The sequence below is a fragment of the Tractidigestivibacter montrealensis genome (assembly GCF_024741235.1).
GTDB lineage: Bacteria > Actinomycetota > Coriobacteriia > Coriobacteriales > Atopobiaceae > Tractidigestivibacter > Tractidigestivibacter montrealensis.
In genome coordinates, this window is sequence record NZ_JANSKA010000006.1 from 1 (window position 1) to 19,939 (window position 19,939).

A 19,939-nucleotide genomic window follows, 5' to 3' on the forward strand; every position below is an offset into this window, starting at 1 on the left:
CGAAGTGTGGGAAATCGACAGAGCGAACTGTCGACTTTTACTTGACTGAATGCAGCTGGGTCCGTGGTGGTACCGGCGTGGATGAGTCGGGTCGAGAGGTGCAGCGTGGCGGAGCGCGAAGGCGTCGTGCCGCCGAGGGATGCGGGGTTCTCGTTGGACTGGTGGTTCTCTGCAGACATGGTTCCTCTCCTATCCGGGTTGTCCGGAGGGCACACCCGACGCTACGTGCACAGACATGGACGAGTAGGGCCAGGTCCCAATGAGGCAGGGGCCCTCTCGCGTACTTGATGTGATTTGGGATGAAAGGCAGCACCAGCCTCATTGCCGGGCTGGGCAAAAGGAGTGTCTAACGGCGACAGCCAGCGAGAGTGCAACAGGCGCGGGTAGCGAGCGTGCTCGGATGTGCGAGGTTCTCCAACTCCTGCGCCTCCCTTTGGGGACTTGGCCACGACGTGGCTTCGGTTAATTCCTAGTGTTGAGCTGGGATATTTATACAGCTGAGGAAGTCTCGCGCCGTAGCGGGCGGCCAATGCGAAACCCGATGGAAACGAAACGACGTGCTGGGGCCCTCGCCGGCCGTGGTGACACACCCCCTGCCGATTCCGTCCCAAAAACGACCGCTCGCCATCTCGGTCGCTTGACTGCCCCGTTAGAGTGGAATCAATACCCTAACGTCGGCTTACGGGCCCAAGGTGTATCCGCTTCAAGCGTTTGGGGTGATTAGTATGGGGCAGTACGTACTCAACGAGAACGAAGGAAAGTACCTCTTCAACCTGTGTGCAAGCAACGGCCACATCGTCGCCACGTCCATGGTCTTCCCGTCCAAGGACGATTGCCTTGACGGCATCAATCGCATTCGCAAGACCGCGAAGGACGCAGCGGTCGAGGACACCACCTCGCTTGACTGGCAGCCGATGGCGGCACCTAAGTACCGCATCTTCCAGACCCTCTCGGGCAACTACTTCTTCCGCTTCTATCCGGACGAGAGCAACGACATTGCCCAGTCGCACTCCTATCCGCACAAGGACAGCCTGCTGAGAAGAATCGAGCGCATGCGCGCCGAAGGTGATTCTCCGCTGGCGCAGAGCGAGGAGTAGCGCGAGGTCCACGCGCGAGAAGGCGACGGTCCTCTCTGCAAGAAGTGCCGCTCCGGCGAGAATTTGGCGCCGGAGCGGCATCTTTGTGCGGAGGTGCTGCGGGAACCCCAGCCAGCAAAAGCGCACACCAAAACGACCGGTTACTACCAGCTTCCTGGGAAAACGCGCCTGGCGAGAAGCCCGTATCGTTTTCGTGTGCGCTTTTGCCCCAACCGGTTGCGGGAACGAGCCTTGTGACGCCAAAACGGCGCCACAGCGGCGACTGCGTACGCACCTGCTGCCAAAACGACCCCTCCGGCGCCAAGCCGACGCCAGAGGGGCCACGCATTCACAACAGCACTGGGTGCCGTCGTCGCCCTACGCCTCGAGTCGCGCCGTGAGCAACTTGTTGAAGAGCTTGGGGTTACCCGAGCCCTTCGACGCCTTCATGCACTGCCCCACCAGGTAGCCCACGACCTTCTTGTTGCCGTCGTGGTACTGCTGGACCTGATTGGTACAGCGTGCGAGAACCTCGTCCACGATGGGCTCCAGCGCCGCCGTGTCCGTCACCTGGCGCATGCCGCGCTCGTCCACCACGCGCTCCGGGTCCTTGTCGGTGCCGTTGACGGCCTCGAGTACCTCACGCGCCTGCGCAAACGTGATGGCGTCCTCGGCGAGAAGCCCAGAGATGCCCCTCACCTGCGCGGGTGTAAGCGCGTCAAAGCTCGGCGCCAAGTTCACCATCACGTTGGCGATAGTCGCAACCGTCTTTGACGGCGCGCCGTCGAGTGCCCCCTCGAAGAAGGCCGCAACCGCAGGGTCGCCCGCAAGCTGGGCGGCGTCGGCGCGCTTCAGGCCGTAGTCGCGCATATAGCGGTCGCGCTTGGCGTCCGGCAGCTCCGGGATCTTCTCGCGCGCCTCCTCGATGAAGTCGTCGGTGAGGTCGAAGGGGGCCAGGTCCGGGTCGGGGAACAGGCGGTAGTCGTCCGCCGTCTCCTTCACGCGCATCACCACGGTGCGACGACGGCTGGGCTCCCAGTGACGCGTCTCCTGGTAGATGATGCCACCCTCCTCGAGCACCTCGGCCTGGCGGCAGATCTCGTACTCAAGCGCGTCGTGCAGGCTCTTGAACGAGTTGATGTTCTTCATCTCGGTCTTGGTGCCCAGGCGCGTCTCGCCGCGCCGACGCAGGCTGATGTTGCCGTCGCAGCGCATGGAGCCGTTCTCCAGCGAGCAGTCGGAGATGCCGAGCGTCTTGAACGTCTGCTGCAGCTTCTCCATGAAGAGGCGGGCCTCCTCGGGCGTGCGCAAATCGGGCTCCGTGACCAGCTCAATCAGCGGCGTACCGCAGCGGTTGTAGTCGATGAGGCTCTCGGTGGCAGCGGTGATGCGGCCCTCCTCGCCGCCCACGTGCACCATCTTGGCGGCGTCCTCCTCCATGTGGATGCGCAGGATGCGGATGGGCGCCACGTATGAGCCGTCCTTCTCGCGCGAGATGGGCGTCTCACCGTCGCCCGCCACGTCTTCCCAGGCCGGACGCTCGGCTGCGCCCTCGCCGGAAACCTCCAGGTCAAGGTGCCCATGCATGCAGAACGCCACCGGCCCCTGCGTGGTCTGGAAGTTCTTGGCCATGTCGGGATAGAAGTAGTGCTTACGGTAGAACATCGAGTGGCGCATGATCTGGCAGTTTGTGGCCAGGCCCGCCATCACGATGGACTGGATGGCCGCGCGGTTGGGCACCGGCAGCGCGCCCGGCATGCCCAGACACACGGGGCAGACGTTGGTGTTGGGCGGGTCGTCGTGCGTGTTCTTGCAGTTGCAGAACATCTTGGTCTCGAGCGTGGTGAGCTCGGTGTGGACCTCAAGGCCAATGACGGCCTCCCAGTCCTTCAGGACCTCGGCGAGCTTCTTCACGAAAGCTCACCCCCCTTCCCGGCAAACTCGGGCGCAACGGCACCGTGCGCCGAGAAGGACTTCTCGACGGCGCGGGCAAAGCGCAGGAGCCTGCGGTCCGAGAAGGCCGGCCCCTGCAGCTGGACCGAGACGGGCAGGTGGGACTCTGCCCCCAGGCCCAGCGGCACCGAGATGCCGCCGTTGCCGGCGATGTTGTTCGAGATGGTGAACATGTCCGAGGCGTACATCTGCGTGGGGTCGCTCATCTCGCCAAACTTGAACGCCGTGCGCGGCGAGGCAGGCATGAGAATGACGTCGCACTGCTCGTATGCGCGCTTGTAGTCCCGGGTGATGAGGGTGCGCACTTGCTGCGCCGGGTAGTAGTACTTGTCGTAGACGCCGCTGGAGAGCAGGTAGGCCCCCAGCATCTGGCGACGCTTGGCCTCCTCGCCAAAGCCGTGCGCGCGGCTCTTGGACGTTTGCTCGGCAAGCGTGAGGCAGCCCTCCTCCTGGTAGCCGTAGCGCACGCCGTCAAAGCGAGCGAGGTTGGAGAAGGCCTCGCACGGTGCGATCACGTAGTACGCGGCGATTGCGGACTTGATGTTGGGGAGGTCGACCTCGACAAGCTCGGCGCCGGCGTTCTCGAGGGCCTTCGCCGCACCCTCCACGGCCGTGCGAACCTCCGCCGTGAGGCCGGCGGCCTCCATGAGCGCAGGCACCACGCCCACGCGCATGCCCTCGACGGGGTCTTCCAGGTGCTCGAGGAAGTCGACGGCGCAGGGCTGGCTCGTTGAGTCGTACGGATCGCGGCCGGCAGCGGTGAGGGCGTTCATGGCAAGCGCCACGTCCTCCACGCTACGGCCAAAGGGGCCAACCTGGTCGAGCGAGGAGCCAAAGGCAACCACGCCGTAGCGGCTCACGGCGCCATACGTGGGCTTCATGCCCACCACGCCGCAAAGGCTCGCGGGCTGGCGGATGGAGCCACCCGTGTCGGAGCCCAGCGAGATGGTGACCTCGCCGGCGGCGACGGCAGCAGCCGAGCCGCCCGAAGAGCCGCCGGGCACGCGCTCGGTGTCCCAGGGGTTGTTCGTGCGGTGGAAGGCAGAGGACTCGGTGGACGAGCCAAACGCAAACTCGTCCATGTTGGCCTTGCCCATGGGCGTGGCGCCCGCGTCGAGCATGCGCTGCACGCACGTTGCGGTGAAGGTTGACTCGTAGTTCTCGAGCATCTTTGAGGCGCAGGTCGTGCGCGTGCCAACCAGGTGCATGTTGTCCTTGAAGGCTACGGGCACGCCTGCCAGGGGGCCGAGCTTCTCGCCCGCAGCGCGGCGGCGGTCCGTCTCGGTGGCAGCGGCAAGGGCAAGGTCAGACGAGACCTGCAGGAATGCCTGGACCTTCTCGTCACGTGCTTCGATGGCGTCGAGGGAGGCCTTGGCCACCTCGGTTGCGCTGAACTCCCCCGCGGCCACGCCGGCAGCGATGCGCGCGGCGGAGAGCTGGTCGATGTTGGCCATTAGGCGATGCCTCCCTCGTCTTCGTCGGTGCCCAGGATCGAGGGCACGCGGAAGTAGCGGTCGCGCGTAGAGCCCGCGTTCTTGAGCGCCACGTCAATGGGCAGCGCGCGGACAGAATCGTCGATGATGTCCTCGCCCATCACGTTGGAGAGGTCGCCGATGGGGTGGAAGGTGGGGTCGACCCCGTCGAGGTCGTACTGGCGGATGGGCTCGAGAAGGTCGACCGCCTCGTTCATGTAGGTGGTCATCTCGTCGAGCTCGTCATCCGTGAGGGCGATGCGCGCGTAGTCTGCAATGCCTGCTACGTCTTCCCTGCTGAGTGCCATGGGTCCTCCCGTCTGGAGCAGTTTCACGACGTCCATTCTACGGGACGGGACGGAATGCGGCGGCGTCACATTACCAAGGTGCAACACGGGGGCGTGGGCGAGCGTGGGCAGAGCGGGAGCAGATGCCGAGAAGACCTGGCTTACAAGACCGTAAGACAGCCGTAAGCCGGGTCGATGGCACCGCACGCAGCCACGCGGGAGTATGGAGTCAACGAAAGGCAACGACCAAGAGTCGCGTCGGAAGGAGCCACCATGAACGTCCTCGAGCACATCGCCTTTATCGCCATCGTGTGCGTGCTGAGCCTCATCGTCATCATTGGCGACGGTGGCGAGCACAACCGTCGCCCGCTCAGCCGTCGCCGCCGCTAGCGCAGAGCGCCCACGGCAGCGTCTCACACGACCCACCTTCCTCCCGCGGGGAGAGGGATTCATGTCCCTCTCCCCGCCCCTTGTTTTTCGCCAGACTATGCACCTTGCCTACAAAGGCGAACAAGGCGAAAGGCGCGCGGGATGTCACCAATCAACCCCTTCACTCCCGAATTTGGCAGTGTCCCCTTGGTGATGGCGGGGCGTCAGTCAATTAGAAGAGAATTGTTTGATGCCTTTGTCCAGGGCAATCCCAATCTCTCCAGCATTCTTGTTGGTCCGCGTGGATCTGGAAAGACCGCACTTCTCACGTATCTTGGAAAAGAGGCCTCTGACCAAGGGTGGATCGCAGTCCATGCCGTTGCCATGCCCGGCATGCTCGAGGACATATACGAGCAGACACTTCTAGCCAGCGCAGACATCCTAGAAAAGGGAAAGGCAAAACCGCCTCGTCTAACGAGTATTGGCGTAGGTCCCGTGAGCGCTAGCCGGGAAGCCGCACCTGCCCCTTCTGAGAACTGGCGTACCCGCATGGGCAAGCTCGTGAGCATGATTGAAGGCGCAGGATACGGTCTCCTGATCACAGTCGATGAAGTTGTTGCCACGCTCGACGAGATGATTACGCTCGCCGCTATCTATCAGCTCTTCGTGCGCGAGGAGCGCCGAGTTGCGCTGGTGATGGCAGGACTTCCCCATAACATCAGTGCCCTTCTCAACGATAAGAGCGTTTCTTTCCTGAGAAGAGCACAGCAGCATACCCTGGGAACTATTCCCGACGCCGACGTGCGGGAGGCCTTCAGGGAGACGGCCGCCATTGGCGGAAAAGAAGTCACGGACGACGCGCTCGAGGCGTGCGTCCGTGCAATCGGTGGCTTTCCCTATATGCTTCAGCTCGTAGGGTTCAGATGCTGGCAGGCAACAAGTCCAGACGACGTCATATCTGCAAGGGAGGCACACCGCGGGATTCGAGATGCACAGGATGACTTTCGCACGCATATCCTAGCGCCAACGTTCCGGGAGCTCTCCCAGATCGACCTGCAATTCGTTGAGGCAATGCTCGATGACGAAAATGAGAGTCGCATATCAGATATTGCAAAGCGCATGGGAGTGGAAAGCCGTTACGCATCAAAGTACCGAAGCAGACTGCTCGCGGAAGGAGTCATTGAGCAGGTCACTCGTGGAGTGGTGCGCTTCGCTCTTCCCGAATTCAGGGCTTTCGTTCGGGAAGAGCTCGACGACTAGCCAGCCCATGCGACTGACCTGCTCGGGTGCCCCTACGCGACCTCCTCGAACTGCGACTGGTACAGCTGCGCGTAGAAGCCGCCCGCGGCGAGAAGCTCCTCGTGCGTGCCCTTCTCCACCACATCGCCGTCGCGCAGCACCAGGATGGTGTCGGCGTTCTTGATGGTCGAGAGCCGGTGGGCAATCACGAAGCTCGTGCGACCCGCCATGAGCTTGTCCATCGCGCGCTGGATGCGCCACTCGGTACGCGTGTCCACGTTCGACGTGGCCTCGTCCAGGATGAGGATGGGCCTGTCGGCAAGAACCGCGCGGGCTATGGTGAGCAGCTGGCGCTGGCCCTGGCTCACGTTGGTGGCACCCTCGTCCAGCTCGAAGTCGTACCCACCCGGCAGCGTCTTGATGAAGTGCTCGCAGTGCGCATAGCGCGCGGCGGCCTCCACCTCCTCGTCGGTGGCGTCAAGCCGCCCAAAGCGGATGTTCTCACGGATGGCCCCCTTGAACAGCCATGCGTCCTGCAGGACCATCGAGAAGTTCTGTCGCAGGTCGGCGCGCGAGACGTTGCGCACGTCGTGCCCGTCCACAGAGAGCGCCCCCGCGTTGACGTCGTAGAACCTCAGCAGCAGCTTCATGAGCGTCGTCTTGCCGGCGCCAGTTGGCCCCACGATGGCAACCGTGCGGCCAGGCTCCACGTCCGCCGAGAAGTCGTGGATGATCTGCTGCCCGAGCAGGTAGCCAAACGAGACATGGTCGAAGTCCACCGCGCCGGCAGCGTTGCCGATGACCTCGACGGGCTCGCCCGTGGCGGGGTCAAGCGCGGCCGTCTCTTCCTCCTCCGGCGCGTCGAGGAACTCGAACACGCGCTCGGCGCAGGCTGCCATCTGCTGCAGCACGTTTGACACCGTGGCAAGCTGCGTGATGGGCTGCGTGAAGTTCTTGACGTACTGGGTGAACGCCTGGATGTCGCCGGGCTGGATGGCTCCCTCAACGGCAAGCCATGCGCCCACAACGACAACGCCCGCGTAGCCCAGGTTGCCCACGACGGCCATGAGCGGCTGCATGAGTCCCGAGAGGAACTGGCTCTTCCAGGCGCTCTCAAAGAGGCGGTCATTCTCCTCGCCAAAGTTCTCCACGGCGCGCTCGCCGCAGTTGAACGCCTGGATCACCACCTGGCCCGAGAAGTCTTCCTCGACGCGACCGTTGACCGCACCAAGCTGCTCCTGCTGGAGCTTGAAGTACTTCTGCGACTTGCGGATCACCACGCCAAGGATAACGGCCGAGACGGGCAGCGTTATGAAGGTGACGCCCGCCAGCGTGACCGAGATCGTGACCATCATCACCGCAACGCCCACAATCTGGGTGAGCGATGTGACCAGCTGAATGAGCCCCTGGTTGAGCGACTGGCTCAGGGTGTCAACGTCATTGGTCATGCGCGAGAGCACGTCGCCCTTCGAGACAGCTCCGCCGTCGAAGTACGAGAGTGGCACCTTAGAGATCTTGCCGGCAATCTCCCCACGCATGCGGTACACGACCTTCTGCGTGATGCCCGTCATGATCCAGCTCTGGATGCCAGAGGCGGCCGCGCTGGCAAGGTATATGACAAGAAGCGTCACCAGAATCTTGCCAATGAGACCAAAGTCGATGCCACCCGTGCCCGCCGCAAGGGCCTGCGCACCACGGATGGCCTCGGTGGTGGCGTTGCCCAGGACCTTTGGTCCCACGACCGAGAAGACCACCGATGCCATGGCGAGAATAACCGCCGCCACGAGCCCCACGCGGTAGGGCCCCATGTACTGCAGGAGCTTGCGAATGGTGCCCTTGAAGTCCTTGGCCTTCTCGCCCGGCGCCATGCGGTTGCCGGGGCCGTGCGGGCGCGGTGCCCTTCGGGGCTGCTGCGTTATCTCCGCCATTCCTACTCCCCCTCTCCAAGGCCAAGCTCCTTGGCGCTAAGCTGGCTTTTCGCGATCTCCAGATATTCGGGGCAGCTGCGCAAGAGCTCCTCGTGCGTGCCCTGGCCAACCACGCGGCCGTCATCGAGCACGATGATCTGGTCGGCGTTCATCACGCTCGCGACGCGCTGGGCAACCACCAGCACGGCGGTATCGGACTGCTCGCGGGCGAGCGCCTTGCGCAGACGGGCGTCGGTGGCGTAGTCGAGTGCCGAGAAGGAGTCGTCCAACACGAGAACCTCGGGGTGCGTGGCAAGCGCGCGGGCTATTGCCAGGCGCTGGCGCTGTCCGCCCGAGACGTTCGTGCCGCCCTGGGCGATGGCAGTCTCAAGGCCGTCTTCCTTCTGGGTCACGAGCTCCGTGGCCTGGGCCACGTCGATGGCGTGGCGCAGGTCCTTCTCGTCAGCGTCATCTGTGCCAAAGGCAACGTTCGAGGCAATGGTGCCCGAGAAGAGGAAGCCCTGCTGCGGTACGTAGCCCACGCGCGAGCGCAGGTCCGCGAGGGACATCTTTCGCGTGTCCACCCCGTCGAGCGTAATGGTGCCGGCCGTGGGGTCATAGAGGCGCGGGGCCAGCTGCACGAGCGTGGACTTGCCCGATCCGGTAGATCCCACGATCGCCGTCATCTTGCCTGGGGCGGTCGAGAAGCTCACGTCGCTCACCACGTCGCGCTCGGCATCGGGATAGCGAAAGCTCACGTGGTTAAAGACGAGACGGCCGCGAGGCGCGTCGGCGGCAGGCGTCGTGGAGTGCTCGGCCTCGCGGACAGCCGGCTCGACGTCCAGAACCTCCTGGATGCGACCGATCGAGACCTCGGCGCGCGGAAGGATGACCGCCACCATCGAGACGATGAGGAAGCTCATCACGATCATCATGGCGTAGCTGATGAAGGCCATCATGTCGCCCGCCTGCATGGCACCGGCCGCCACTTCATGCGCGCCAAACCACACGATGGCAACGGTGGTCACGTTCATCACGAGCATCATGAGTGGCATCATGAGCATCATGGCGCGGTTCACGAAGAGCTGCGCGTCACGCAGGTCGCCTGACGCCCCGTCAAAGCGCGCCAGCTCGTGGTCCTGTCGCCCAAAGGCGCGGATGGTCATGATGCCGTCGAGAATCTCGCGCGCTATGAGGTTCACGCGGTCCACGAGTGTCTGCATGGCCTTGAATCGCGGCATGGTGAACACAAAGAGCACCGCAATGACGCCAAGCACGGCGAGAAGCGCTGCGCCCACGATCCACGCGAGCCCGCCGCCCATGGTCATGACCTGCACCACGGCGACCACGCCCATGACGGGGGCCAGCATGACCATCCGCAGCATCATCACGATCATGTTCTGGATTTGCTGCACGTCGTTGGTGCAGCGCGTGATGAGCGACGACTGCGAGAAACGATTGACCTCGGCGGGCGAGAAGGACATCACCTTTGCAAACACCTTGCGGCGAAGGTCGCGCGCCACCGCGGCGGCCACCCGCGACGCGATGAGGCCCGTGAGCACGGCCGCCACGAGCGAACCCGCGCAGAAGCCAAACATCACGAGTGCCATGTGACCAAGGTAGGCGGAGTTGCCCGTCTCGGCGCCGACCACGCCAACGTTCACGATGTCGGACATGTAACGCGGCAGCGAAAGCTCGCAGACTGCCTGGACGACAAGGAACGCGAACACCGCAACGACTTCGCCAGCATGCGAGCGCAGAAGCCTAGCGAGCCTCATCTGCACCATCTCCCTCCAAGGGACAGCCGGCCCGCGAGCACCCTGCCGCCTTGACTCGGGCTGCGACCACCTGCGCAAGGCGCCCCGAGATGCGCACGAGCTCCTTTGCGTCATCCTCGCCCAGCTCGCTCAGGATGCCGCCAACGTAGCTGTTAATCTCTTCGATGCGCCGGGAGACCTCGGTCGTGCCCTTCTCGGTGAGCATCACGTTCACGCTACGCCGGTCACGTGCGCTCGCCCGGCGCTCCACCAGCCCGCGGCCCTCGAGCTGGTCGAGCGTCTTTGTGATGCGCGCCGTCGACACCTGGCACGCACGCGCCAGGGCCGTTGGAGTCATGCCCTCCGGGTGGTGGTGGAGCGCGTGCAGGGCGTTAATCTCGCCGCGCATCTCCATGTCCTTGGAGTGCGTCCCGTGACCTGCTCGCAGGGCGTGTATCGAGGTCATGAGCCGCTGGGCCAGCTCATCCCAGTCCGTCTCGCTCTCGTTTGCCAAGGCAGCCCCTCTCGTCAATTTGTCTAATGCCGTTAACGAATTGGAATGCTACCTAGCATGGCGTTAGTAGCTAATGCCATGAGCTACATTGTGGGACCCTCCACGTTCCCTCCATTTGCTAATGGTGTTAGCAATCATTGGAGGAGAGGCTCCCTGCGACGGTTTCACGCGCTGCGTTTTTCTCGCCGTTGTGCGCAATCAGGAGAAACGCCAGCGCTAGGGCAGCGACTATCGCCGATGCCGCGAAGAGCGTTCCTTGCACGCCGAGCACGTTTGCCACCAGCGGCGCCACGAGCAGCGGCAGGGTGCCCGCACTGTTGGTGCCCGCGTTCATGACCGCGGTCACGCGGCCAACGTAGGAGATGTCGCAGCTTCGCTGGAGGATGGTGTCCTTCACGGGACGCATGGCGCCAAAGCCCAGCCCGGTCACGAGCTGCCCCAAAATGGCAACTCCGACGTTTGCCGTGCCCACGTAGATCATCGAGCCCAGGCCGGTCACGAGGAGCAACGCGGAGAGCGTACCAAGCGTGAGGCGCTTCGTCGGGACCCGCACCACGAGGAGCGAACCCGCCGTGGCGCCAACGCCGGCGCAGGCAGAGAGCCAGCCCATCCAGTCGCCGCCAACGCGCAGCACGTCGCGGTAGAAGAGCGACTCCAGCGAGTCGAAGGCGCCATAGGCGAAGAAGCCCAGGAAGTAGATGAGAAAGAGCGTCCGCAGCGTTCCGTGCGAGAAGGTCACGCGAAAGCCCTCGGCAAGCTGGTGCCAGAAGCCCCCGCTAGCGGCGGCCTTCTCGCCCTGCTGGTTATCCCTGTGCTGCTCGCCCATGGCATCCAGCGCCTCCGGCGTCGCCCATACCAGGACTGCGGCGAGAAGCAACGCCACGGGAATCGTGGCAAAGCAGACCTGGTTGGTCGAGAGCGCCGTGACGGCCCCGCCGACGAGCGGCCCCACGATGACGGCGACCGAGACGGAAGTCCCGCAGAGGCTGTTCAGGCGTTTGAGCTCTCGCGGGCGGTTGGTAAGAAAGCGCGGGTAGGCGCTCACCGTGGTGCCGCAGAAGCCGTCCGCGAGGCCCTCGAGCGCAGAGGCGACGGCCAGCATGGGGTAGTTCAGCGGCATGAGCAGGGCAAAGACGCCAATAAGCGCGAAGCCCGCGAGCGAGGCCACGAGCGTGCGGCGCGGACCGATGCGGTCGGTGACCACGCCCGCGAGGGCACCGCCCACCACGAGCGTGACGTTGACGAGCACGACGAGGGCAGAGACCTCAAAGGCACCGGCGCCGAGCTGGTAGGTGGCGCAGCCGATGAGGCCCACGAAGTACGTGGCGGTGAAGCACACGACGAGCAGGAAGTTTGCAAGGACGAGACGGCGCGTGGGCGTAGAGAGGGGGTGCCGCAAGGAGCTCAGGAAGGAAGGCATGGTTATCTCCAAGGATTTGGCGGCGAGAGGGACGTTGCCCCATCATGGGGCGGACGATGCGTCGCTACTTAGCGAGCAGCCCTCCTGCAATCCCAGTCATGAATGTCTCCTTGGTTAGCCAACGTTAGTACGATGTTACGCTCATGCGAGCCGCCCAGCAAGGGCGAGCCTTGGGATATTAGCCCTCCGCGTAGATGCCCACGAGTGCCTGAAGCACGTCGACCATGGTCTCGAGCTCGCGCACCGGCACAAACTCGGTCACACCGTGCGCGTTGTGATAGCAGGCCGAGAGGTTCGCGCATGGCAGGCCGCGAAACGAGAGCTGCGCGCCGTCGGTGCCGCCGCGCATGGGGACGGTGCGCATGGTGACGCCGCACGCCTCGTACGCCCGACGCGCTGACTCAATGAGGAGCGCGTTCTCCGGGCGCGTGATGACCTCGGCCATGTTGCGGTACTGGTCATGAATGTCGATGGAGAGGACGGGCTGGTCATCCCGTGTGGAGGGCCGCAGGGCGTACTCGGCGTTCACCTGGGCCACAGCGGAGCGCAACAGATCCTTTCTCGCCTCGAAGCGCGCGCGGTCGTGGTCGCGGATGATGTAGTCCGCGCGGGCGTCCTCGCAGTCGCTTTCGATGCGCTCCAGGTAGAAGAAGCCCTCGCGGTCCTGCGTGAACTCCGGGCGGTCCTGAGGCGGAACGAGCTGGTGCACGCGGAACAGCGCCTCGGAGGCGTTGACCATCACGTCCTTCGCGGTGCCAGTGTGGACCGAGCGCCCGTTGGCGCGGATGGTCGCCTCGGCAGCGTTGAACGTCTCGTAGCAGAACTCGCCCAGGGAGCCAGCGTCGATGGTGTAGCCGTAGGCGGCACCTAGCGCGTCAAGGTCGAGCAGCGCCGCGCCGTGGCCGATCTCCTCGTCCGGGACAAACGCCAGCGCGAGCGCGGGGTGCGGGAGCTCGGGGTCCTCGCGCAGACGAGCGAGTAGCGAGACCACCATAGCAATGGCGGCCTTGTCGTCTCCGCCGAGAAGCGATGTGCCATCCGTAGTCACGAGGTTCTCGCCAACGAGGTCCTTGAGCTCCGAGTTTGCAGCGGGATCGAGGGCGACTTCGGCGCCGTCGCGACCGCGGCCGAGGACCATGCGACCACCCTTGTAGAGCTTGACCTGCGGGTGCACGGAACTGCCGTAGGTCTGCCAGGCGGTGTCGAGGTGACAGCAGAACGCGAGCGTGGGGTTCTTCTCGGCGCCCGCACTTGCCGGCCAGTGGGCCGTGACGTAGGCGTGCTCGTCGAGTTTGACGTCTTGGGCACCAAGGGCGCGCAGGTCAGACGCGACGACGCGCGCCATGTCGAACTGGGCGGGGGTCGAGGGAACCGTGGTCGCGGTGCGTGGGTCCGACTGCGAGGGAACCTCGCAGTAGCGAACGAACCTCTCGACCACGTCGCTTGTCGCCTTGCGTCCCATATGGTGGCACCTCTCCCCTCGTGGCATTTGATGGTCGGGCGACAGCAGCGGTGCGGCGTCGCTCGCCTCTCCCGGATGACTACCCTAGCGCAATGCGTGTGGCGCTTCTCGGCACACGTCTCGCGGCGCCCGCGGCAACAGTGTCGCCAAGATGCCGCGCCATTTCGCCGGTTAGGGAAAATCCGAACGTTTAGAGGCGCTTAACCGTTCGGAATCCGCGGCACCCCAGCAATACCGCGCATCCTCGCCGGTTAGGGGCGCCTAACCGTTCGGAAAATCCCTAAACGGCGAGATGGCGCGGCATTGAAGAAAGGGCTGGCAACGCCGCCGAGAAGCGCCGCCAGTCGCGCGCCCGCGCCGCCGACCCCAACAAAATGCCCCCTTAGCCGTAGGAATTTGTGAAACCACCGAGAAACCCGCCCCTCACCCTTGCCATCTATTTCCTACAAACTAGTATGAATTAGGTCGTAAGGGGTACCCTCGGGTTAGGTCGCGTGGGGCACCCTCCACAGGTGGCCCAAGGCACTCTCGCGAGCAACCCAAGGCACCTTCGCGGGCAGACCAATTTGTCCCCCGCAGGCAGCCCCAGGCACCCCACGAGTGCCCAACCGCCAAACGCGACTAGGAAGGAACGCACGCGCGCCGGCTCGCCGACCCCGTGCGGGGAGAGGAAACCTGCGTCGGCAGCCAGCAAGCCGCAGGCGCATTCGAGCTAGGAGAAGAACAGCATGGCAGACACGCTTCTCGACGTGAGCGGCATCTCCGCAGGCACGGAGGACAAGCCCATCCTCCACGGCGTCGACCTCAAGGTTGGCGCAGGCGAGACCCACGTCCTCATGGGCCCCAACGGCGCCGGCAAGTCGACGCTCGGCCACGTGATCATGGGCGACCCCACCTACAAGGTCACCTCAGGCACCATCACCTTCGACGGCCAGGACATCACCGAGCTCTCGCCCGACAAGCGTTCGCTCGCCGGAATCTTCCTGTCCTACCAGGCCCCCGTCGAGGTCCCCGGCGTGCCCCTCTACAGCTTCCTGCGCTCCATCTCGCAGATGCGCCCCGAGCTCAAGTGCACCGCGCGCGAGTTCCGTCGCCGCGTGGGCGCCATCGCCGACGAGCTCAACCTCGACCAGAGCTTCCTCATGCGCGAGCTCAACGTAGGCTTCTCGGGCGGCGAGAAGAAGAAGATCGAGATGCTCCAGCTGCTGCTTCTCCAGCCCAAGCTGGCAATTCTCGACGAGACGGACTCCGGCCTCGACGTCGACGCCCTGGCCACCGTCTCGCACGGCATCCAGCGCTACCGCGAGACCGTGGGCGGCGCCCTCATCATGATCACGCACAACACGCGCATCCTCGAGCGCCTCACCGTTGACCGCACGCACGTGATGGTCAAGGGCCACCTGGTTGCCGAGGGCCCCGCAAGCCTCATCGACGACATCGACAAGAACGGCTTCGAGCGCTTCGGGAGCCAGGCCGCGGGCGAGGGTGATGCAAGGTGACAAAGGAGAGGACGCAGGTCGCAGACGTCGACCGCTCCCTCTACGACTTCACCAAGTCCGAGGAGGGATACGAGCGCTACGCCGACGGCCTCACGCCGGACATCGTGCGCGCAATCTCGGCCAAGAAGGACGAGCCCCAGTGGATGCTCGACCTGCGCCTGAAGGCGCTCGACGAGTACCACCGCCGCCCCATGGCCACCAACTGGGGCCCCTCGATCGCAGGCCTTGACCTCGACCACATCTCCACGTACGTCTCGCCCAAGACCAAGCAGGCCTCGAGCTGGGACGACGTGCCGGCAGACATCAAGGACACCTTCGAGCGCCTGGGCATCCCCGAGGCGGAGCGCGAGAGCCTCGCCGGCGTGGGCGCCCAGTACGACTCCGAGATCGTCTACCACAACATGCGCGAGGAGGTCGCCAAGCAGGGCGTGGTCTATACCACGATCGAGGATGCGCTCCACGACCCCACCTGGGAGCCCGTGGTGCACGAGTACTTCGGCACCCTCATCCCCATGACCGACCACAAGTTTGCGGCGCTCCACTACGCCGTGTGGTCGGGCGGCTCCTTTGTCTACGTGCCCGCGGGTGTCAGTCTCGACTACCCGCTGCAGAGCTACTTCCGCCTCAACGCCCAAGGTGCAGGTCAGTTCGAGCACACGCTCATCATCGTGGAGCCCGGCGCCAACCTGCACTTCATCGAGGGCTGCTCGGCACCCAAGTACTACGAGGCCAACCTCCACGCCGGCGCCGTGGAGCTCTTCGTGAAGGACGGCGCACGCCTGCGCTACTCCACGATCGAGAACTGGTCCAAGAACATGTACAACCTCAACACCAAGCACGCGACCGTGGGCGCCGACGCCAAGATGGAGTGGGTCTCGGGCAGCTTTGGCAGCCACGTCTCCTACCTCTACCCCACCACGATCCTCGCTGGCGACCGCTCGAGCTGCGAGTTCACGGGCATCACCTTCTCTGGCGCCACGCAGGACCTCGACACCGGCTGCAAAGTCATCCTCAACGGCCGCGACACCACAGCCTCGGTGAGCACCAAGTCCATCTCAAAGGACGGTGGCATCAACACCTTCAGGAGCTCGGTCGTCGTGGGCCGCCACGCGGACAACGCGCGCTGCACCGTGAGCTGCCAGTCGCTCATGCTCGACAACATCAGCCGCTCCGACACCATCCCCGCGATGGACGTGCGCAACCCCTCCGCATCGGTTGGCCACGAGGCAACCATCGGGCGCATCTCGGACGACACGATCCTCTACCTCATGAGCCGCGGCTGCTCCGAGCAGGAAGCCCGCACGCTCGTGGTGAACGGCTTTGCCAACCCGGTCTCGAAGGAACTCCCCATGGAGTACGCCGTCGAGATGAACAACCTCATCAAGCTCGAGATGGAAGGGGCGATCGGCTAATGGCAGACGAGAACGCCACCGTCGTGCTCGACCGCGTGAACGAGCCCCCCGCGCAGACCTGGAACCGCCTGCGCGCCAATGACATCACGCTCACGGTGCCCAAAATCTCGCGCAAGGGCGATGTGTACTTTGCGCTCCCCCAGCTCTTCTCGCACATCGAGTGCGGCATGGGCGAGAAGGTCACCAGTTGGGTGACCTCGCAGGCCGCCGACGCCCGCTACGTGGAGGTCCCCGCGCACACCGTGCGCGAGGAGCCCATCGTGGTGGCCGTCGACACCGACAAGGGCGAGGTCGCAGACACCGGCGTCATGGTGCGCGCGGGTGCCACGGTCTCCATCGTGGTTGCCGCGGGCGGCAGAAACGCTGGCTCGACCACCTCGGCCTCGCTCCTGCGCGTGGTTGCCGAGGAGGGCGCACATGTCACAATCACCGAGGTCGTGGGCGTTGGTTCCTCTCAGCAGCACCTCGAGAGCGTGGGCGTGGACGCGGACGACGACGCCCGCATTGAGGTTCGCCAGTACGCGCTGGGCGGCGGCACCGTGGCCTTTGGCACGGCGGTCTCGCTCTCCGGCGACCGTGCCCGCGCCAACATTGGGCTGCGCTACTTCGCGGACGGCAAGGATCGCCTGGACGTGAACCACGTGGTGCGCCAGCGCGGCAAGAACACCATCGCCCACGTGCGCGAGAACGGCATCCTGGACGACGCCGCCGAGAAGGCCCTGCGCGCCACCATCGACCTTGTCCACGGAGCCCGCGGCTCCAAGGGCGACGAGGCCGAGAACGTGCTGGTCTTTGGTGACGACGTGGTCAACAAGACCGTACCCGTGATCCTCTGCGACGAGGACGACGTCCAGGGCAACCACGGCGCCACCATCGGCACCGTTGGCCCCGAGCAGATGGACTACCTGGCCGACCGCGGCCTCTCCCGCAAGGACGCCGAGGCCCTCTTCGTGCGCGCCCTCTTCGAGGACGCCATCATCAACGCGCCCGAGGCACACGCCCACGACGTCGCCGTGCGTCAGGCCGAGCGCGTGCTGGGCGCCCAGGTAGCGCACGACTTCGACGCGAGCGCGCAGCTCGCAGAGGGCGAGGAGGCGTGAAGCCACCCATGCTGACACAAGACGAGCTCGCATCCATCGAGCAGAACCCCTATAAGGCGGACTTCCCACTGCTTGTAGGAAACCCCAACCTGGCCTTTCTCGACAGCGCAGCCACCGCCCAACGCCCGGCCGCGGTCCTCGACGCGCAGCGCCGCTTCTACGAGACCATGAACGCCAACCCGCTGCGTGGCCTCTATCGCCTCTCGGTCGAGGCCACCGAGGCCATCGCACAGACGCGCGACAAGGTCGCTGCCTTCCTGGGCGCCGTGGACGAGGCCGGCAAGCCCTGCGGCAACCAGGTGGTCTTCACGAGAAACGCCAGCGAGTCCCTGAACCTCGTGGCCCGCACGCTGGGACGCTCCGTGCTCAAGCCCGGCGACGAGGTGGTCATCTCCATCATGGAGCACCACTCCAACCTCATCCCGTGGCAAGAAATCTGCCGCGAGACCGGCGCCAACCTGGTTTACCTGCGCATGGACGAGAACTTCCGCATCACGCCCGAGGAGGTCGCCGCAAAGGTTGGCCCACGCGCCAAGATCGTCTCGGTGACGCAGGTCTCCAACGTCCTGGGCGTTGAGAACGACATCACCATGATCGCCAGGCGCGCGCACGAGATGGGCGCCTATATGGTGGTCGACGGCGCGCAGTCCGTGCCGCACGTGCGCGTGGACGTGCGCGAGCTTGGCTGCGACCTCCTCGCCTTCTCGGCGCACAAGATGGGCGGCCCCATGGGCATTGGCGTGCTGTGGGGCAAGCCAGAGGTGCTCGACGCCATGCCGCCCTTCCTCACCGGCGGCGAGATGATCGACTCCGTGACCGAGACCGACGCCGTCTGGGCGCCCGTGCCGCAGAAGTTCGAGGCCGGCACGCAGGACGCCGCCGGTGCGTACGCCTTTGGCGCCTGCCTGGACTACCTTGGCGAGAAGGGCTTCGACGCCCTTGAGGCCAGGGAGCGCCTGCTTGCCCGCTACCTCACGGATTCGCTGGGCGCCCTCCCCTACGTGGACGTGATTGGACCCGCCGAGGGCGAGCGCCACATGGGATCCGTGGCCTTCAACGTGCGCGGCATCCACCCGCACGACGTGGCGTCGATCCTCGACATGAGCAACGTGTGCATCCGCGCCGGCCACCACTGCGCGCAGCCGCTTCTCACCTACCTGGGCGTGGAGAACGGCGCAACGTGCCGCGCGAGCATCGCCTTCTACAACGACAAGTCCGACGTCGACGCCCTTGTCGACGGCCTGGGGAAGGTCTGGGAGGTCTTCCATGGACGTGACTAGCCTCTACAACGCCGAGTTCATGGACCACGTGGCCCATCCCGACTACAAGTACCAGATGGAAAACCCCACCTGCACGCACGAGGGCGTGAACCCCTCCTGTGGCGACGAGCTGAAGTTCTCCGTGCGCCTGGCGGACGACGGCACCATCGACGAGGCCGCGTTCACCGGGCACGGCTGCGCCATTAGTCAGGCGTCCGCGGACATCATGAGCGACCTCATGGTTGGCAGGACCCCTGAGGAGGCCATCAAGCTGTGCGACCTCTTCGAGCGCATGGTGCGCGGCGAGGTCACCGACGAGGCCGAGCTCGAGCCGCTTGAGGACGCCGAGATGCTCAAGGACATCTCGCACATGCCGGCGCGCGTGAAGTGCGCCGAGCTTGCGTGGCGCACCCTCAAGGAGATGCTCGAGGCGCGCGAGGGTGACGGCGCGGCCGCTGCCGGCGCAGCTGGCGCGACCGCTGCCAAGGACGAGAAGGGGGCCTAGCCATGGCCGGGATGTTCTCGACAAAGGGCATGTACGCCCTGCGCGCGATGGCCGACCTCGCATCCCACGACGGGTGGGTGTCCCTGGGCGACGTCTCGAAGCGGCAGAACATCTCGCGCAAGTACCTTGAGCAGGTCATCTCTCTTATGCACAAGGCGGGCTACGTGGAGAGCCAGCGCGGGAAGGGCGGCGGCTACCGCCTCACGCGCAAGCCCGAGGAGTACACACTGGGCGAACTCTTGCGTGCGGCCGAGGGGTCGCTTGCGCCCGTGGCCTGCCTGCAGTGCACCAACGACACGTTCTGCTCGCAAATGGACACTTGCACCACCGTGGGCGTGTGGCGCGACCTTGGCCGCGTGACCTCGGCATACCTTGACAGCAAGACCCTGGCGGATCTTCTCGAGCCCACCGACGTGAACGAGGACGCCGCCCGCCTCAACCGCGACGAGTGAGACAAAGGGAGTTTCCCTTTGTCTCACTGCGCGCGTCTGGCGCCCTTCTCGGCCTATGCTGCGGCGGCCTTCTCGGCAATGCCGCGCCCTCTCGCCGGTTAGGAATTTTCCGAACGGTTAAGCCCTCTTAAATGGTGAAATCCCGCGGCATTGGCAGCGATGCCGCGCATTCCGAACGGTTAGGCCGCCCTAAACGTTCGGAATTTTCCTAAACGGCGAAATCTCGCGGCGTCCCTGCGACGTCGATGCCCAGCGT

General features: G+C 64.9%; 16 protein-coding genes. 8 read left to right on the forward strand and 8 right to left on the reverse strand.

Translation table 11 applies throughout. The features are described from left to right. The first annotated feature begins 725 nt into the window (after nt 1-725). Nucleotides 726-1,097, forward strand: coding sequence for a YegP family protein (locus NVS32_RS08860; protein ID WP_258499489.1), 372 nt, complete (start codon nt 726-728; stop codon nt 1,095-1,097). Between the two features lie 357 nt (nt 1,098-1,454). Here the strand turns inward: NVS32_RS08860 and gatB are convergent, their stop codons facing one another. The 3 genes from gatB to gatC are packed head-to-tail and all read right to left on the reverse strand — an operon-like array spanning nt 1,455 to nt 4,809. Further along, complete coding sequence (gatB, locus tag NVS32_RS08865) at nt 1,455-2,990, reverse strand: Asp-tRNA(Asn)/Glu-tRNA(Gln) amidotransferase subunit GatB (RefSeq protein ID WP_258499490.1); 1,536 nt, start codon at nt 2,988-2,990, stop codon at nt 1,455-1,457. After that, complete coding sequence (gene gatA / locus NVS32_RS08870; protein WP_258499491.1) at nt 2,987-4,483, reverse strand: Asp-tRNA(Asn)/Glu-tRNA(Gln) amidotransferase subunit GatA; 1,497 nt, start codon at nt 4,481-4,483, stop codon at nt 2,987-2,989. Before gatA ends, gatB begins: the two co-directional genes overlap by 4 nt. Then, entirely contained in the window at nt 4,483-4,809 is a 327-nt protein-coding gene (gene gatC, locus NVS32_RS08875; RefSeq protein ID WP_258499492.1) for an Asp-tRNA(Asn)/Glu-tRNA(Gln) amidotransferase subunit GatC, read from the reverse strand. Before gatC ends, gatA begins: the two co-directional genes overlap by 1 nt. Before the next feature lie 510 nt (nt 4,810-5,319). Here gatC and NVS32_RS08880 point away from each other — a divergent pair. Beyond that, entirely contained in the window at nt 5,320-6,417 is a 1,098-nt protein-coding gene (locus tag NVS32_RS08880) for a DUF8462 domain-containing protein (RefSeq protein WP_258499493.1), read from the forward strand. A gap of 32 nt (nt 6,418-6,449) precedes the next feature. Here the strand turns inward: NVS32_RS08880 and NVS32_RS08885 are convergent, their stop codons facing one another. The 5 genes from NVS32_RS08885 to pepT form a co-directional block, all read right to left on the reverse strand. Further along, the gene (locus NVS32_RS08885) at nt 6,450-8,324 is read right to left on the reverse strand and encodes an ABC transporter ATP-binding protein (protein ID WP_368407220.1); all 1,875 of its coding nucleotides are present in this window, start codon (nt 8,322-8,324) and stop codon (nt 6,450-6,452) included. Nucleotides 8,325-8,326: 2 nt separating this feature from the next. Continuing rightward, entirely contained in the window at nt 8,327-10,081 is a 1,755-nt protein-coding gene (locus tag NVS32_RS08890) for an ABC transporter ATP-binding protein (protein ID WP_258499494.1), read from the reverse strand. Beyond that, complete coding sequence (locus NVS32_RS08895; RefSeq protein WP_258499495.1) at nt 10,068-10,574, reverse strand: MarR family winged helix-turn-helix transcriptional regulator; 507 nt, start codon at nt 10,572-10,574, stop codon at nt 10,068-10,070. Before NVS32_RS08895 ends, NVS32_RS08890 begins: the two co-directional genes overlap by 14 nt. 127 nt (nt 10,575-10,701) lie before the next feature. Continuing rightward, a complete protein-coding gene (locus tag NVS32_RS08900) occupies nt 10,702-11,994 on the reverse strand; it encodes an MFS transporter (protein WP_258499497.1) in 1,293 nt (430 codons plus the stop codon). A gap of 178 nt (nt 11,995-12,172) precedes the next feature. Next, a complete protein-coding gene (gene pepT / locus NVS32_RS08905; protein ID WP_258499498.1) occupies nt 12,173-13,456 on the reverse strand; it encodes a peptidase T in 1,284 nt (427 codons plus the stop codon). A 728-nt stretch (nt 13,457-14,184) separates the two neighbouring features. Here pepT and sufC point away from each other — a divergent pair. The 6 genes from sufC to NVS32_RS08935 are packed head-to-tail and all read left to right on the forward strand — an operon-like array spanning nt 14,185 to nt 19,683. Continuing rightward, the gene (gene sufC, locus NVS32_RS08910) at nt 14,185-14,955 is read left to right on the forward strand and encodes a Fe-S cluster assembly ATPase SufC (RefSeq protein ID WP_258499499.1); all 771 of its coding nucleotides are present in this window, start codon (nt 14,185-14,187) and stop codon (nt 14,953-14,955) included. Beyond that, nucleotides 14,952-16,367, forward strand: coding sequence for a Fe-S cluster assembly protein SufB (gene sufB, locus NVS32_RS08915; protein ID WP_258499500.1), 1,416 nt, complete (start codon nt 14,952-14,954; stop codon nt 16,365-16,367). The genes sufC and sufB overlap by 4 nt, the downstream gene beginning before the upstream one ends. Beyond that, nucleotides 16,367-17,467, forward strand: a complete 1,101-nt coding sequence (locus NVS32_RS08920; RefSeq protein WP_258499501.1) for a SufB/SufD family protein — start codon at nt 16,367-16,369, stop codon at nt 17,465-17,467. Before sufB ends, NVS32_RS08920 begins: the two co-directional genes overlap by 1 nt. 8 nt (nt 17,468-17,475) lie before the next feature. Next, nucleotides 17,476-18,747 (forward strand): aminotransferase class V-fold PLP-dependent enzyme, encoded by a 1,272-nt coding sequence (locus NVS32_RS08925; protein ID WP_258499502.1) that lies wholly within the window; start codon nt 17,476-17,478, stop codon nt 18,745-18,747. Continuing rightward, nucleotides 18,734-19,231, forward strand: coding sequence for a Fe-S cluster assembly sulfur transfer protein SufU (gene sufU / locus NVS32_RS08930; RefSeq protein WP_032111351.1), 498 nt, complete (start codon nt 18,734-18,736; stop codon nt 19,229-19,231). The genes NVS32_RS08925 and sufU overlap by 14 nt, the downstream gene beginning before the upstream one ends. A gap of 2 nt (nt 19,232-19,233) precedes the next feature. Then, nucleotides 19,234-19,683, forward strand: coding sequence for an RrF2 family transcriptional regulator (locus NVS32_RS08935; RefSeq protein ID WP_032110981.1), 450 nt, complete (start codon nt 19,234-19,236; stop codon nt 19,681-19,683). Nucleotides 19,684-19,939 lie beyond the last annotated feature (256 nt).

Bases quoted from the DNA above. Each gene is read 5' to 3' on its own strand.
- sufC (WP_258499499.1), top strand. From the start codon at position 14,185: ATGGCAGACACGCTTCTCGACGTGAGCGGCATCTCCGCAGGCACGGAG.
- sufU (WP_032111351.1), top strand. From the start codon at position 18,734: ATGGACGTGACTAGCCTCTACAACGCCGAGTTCATGGACCACGTGGCC.
- NVS32_RS08860 (WP_258499489.1), top strand. From the start codon at position 726: ATGGGGCAGTACGTACTCAACGAGAACGAAGGAAAGTACCTCTTCAAC.
- NVS32_RS08925 (WP_258499502.1), top strand. From the start codon at position 17,476: ATGCTGACACAAGACGAGCTCGCATCCATCGAGCAGAACCCCTATAAG.
- NVS32_RS08920 (WP_258499501.1), top strand. From the start codon at position 16,367: ATGGCAGACGAGAACGCCACCGTCGTGCTCGACCGCGTGAACGAGCCC.
- pepT (WP_258499498.1), bottom strand. From the start codon at position 13,456: ATGGGACGCAAGGCGACAAGCGACGTGGTCGAGAGGTTCGTTCGCTAC.
- gatA (WP_258499491.1), bottom strand. From the start codon at position 4,483: ATGGCCAACATCGACCAGCTCTCCGCCGCGCGCATCGCTGCCGGCGTG.
- NVS32_RS08900 (WP_258499497.1), bottom strand. From the start codon at position 11,994: ATGCCTTCCTTCCTGAGCTCCTTGCGGCACCCCCTCTCTACGCCCACG.
- gatC (WP_258499492.1), bottom strand. From the start codon at position 4,809: ATGGCACTCAGCAGGGAAGACGTAGCAGGCATTGCAGACTACGCGCGC.
- NVS32_RS08890 (WP_258499494.1), bottom strand. From the start codon at position 10,081: ATGAGGCTCGCTAGGCTTCTGCGCTCGCATGCTGGCGAAGTCGTTGCG.
- NVS32_RS08885 (WP_368407220.1), bottom strand. From the start codon at position 8,324: ATGGCGGAGATAACGCAGCAGCCCCGAAGGGCACCGCGCCCGCACGGC.
- NVS32_RS08880 (WP_258499493.1), top strand. From the start codon at position 5,320: ATGTCACCAATCAACCCCTTCACTCCCGAATTTGGCAGTGTCCCCTTG.
- NVS32_RS08935 (WP_032110981.1), top strand. From the start codon at position 19,234: ATGGCCGGGATGTTCTCGACAAAGGGCATGTACGCCCTGCGCGCGATG.